At 59.7% G+C, this 1151-nt stretch carries 1 protein-coding gene; it reads right to left on the bottom strand.

All coding sequences use genetic code 11. The features are described 5' to 3' along the window. The coding region (gene tuf, locus CTR55_RS27340; RefSeq protein ID WP_290818476.1) for an elongation factor Tu at positions 1-1151 on the bottom strand (1151 nt) is incomplete at both ends.

The raw sequence follows: 1151 nt of genomic DNA on the forward strand, positions 1-1151 counted from the left end.
TCGAAGATCTTGGCAACCACGCCGGCGCCAACGGTACGGCCGCCTTCGCGAATCGCGAAGCGCAGGCCATCTTCCATGGCGATCGGAGCGATCAGGGTAACAACCATTTTCACGTTGTCGCCCGGCATTACCATCTCAACGCCTTCCGGCAGTTCGCAGTTGCCGGTTACGTCGGTGGTACGGAAGTAGAACTGCGGACGGTAGCCCTTGAAGAACGGAGTGTGACGACCGCCTTCTTCTTTGGACAGCACGTACACTTCGCACTCGAACTTGGTGTGCGGCTTGATGGTGCCCGGCTTGGCCAGAACCTGGCCACGCTCTACGTCTTCACGCTTGGTACCACGCAGCAGAACGCCAACGTTCTCACCAGCACGACCTTCGTCGAGCAGCTTGCGGAACATTTCAACGCCGGTGCAGGTAGTCTTGGTGGTCGCCTTGATGCCGACGATTTCCACTTCTTCCTGGATCTTGACGATGCCACGCTCAACACGGCCAGTTACCACGGTGCCACGACCGGAGATCGAGAACACGTCTTCGATCGGCATCAGGAACGGCTTGTCGATGGCGCGCTCGGGCTCAGGAATGTACGAGTCCAGGGTTTCTACCAGCTTGCGCACGGCGGAAACGCCCATCTCGTTGTCGTCCTGACCATTCAGGGCCATCAGAGCGGAACCGATCACGATCGGAGTGTCGTCGCCCGGGAAGTCGTAGGTGTTCAGCAGATCGCGAACTTCCATTTCGACCAGTTCCAGCAGCTCGGCGTCGTCAACCATGTCGGCCTTGTTCAGGAACACGACGATGTAAGGAACGCCTACCTGACGGGACAGCAGGATGTGCTCGCGGGTCTGCGGCATGGGGCCGTCAGCAGCCGAGCAAACCAGGATCGCACCATCCATCTGCGCAGCACCGGTGATCATGTTCTTCACGTAGTCGGCGTGGCCCGGGCAGTCTACGTGAGCGTAGTGGCGTACCGGCGAGTCGTATTCAACGTGAGAGGTGTTGATGGTGATACCACGAGCCTTCTCTTCCGGCGCGTTGTCGATCTGGTCGAAAGCGCGAGCGGAGCCGCCCCAGGTCTCGGAGCAGACCTTGGTCAGAGCAGCGGTCAGAGTGGTTTTGCCGTGGTCAACGTGACCGATGGTGCCGACGTT

The organism is Pseudomonas sp., from assembly GCF_002796985.1.
Lineage (GTDB): Bacteria > Pseudomonadota > Gammaproteobacteria > Pseudomonadales > Pseudomonadaceae > Pseudomonas.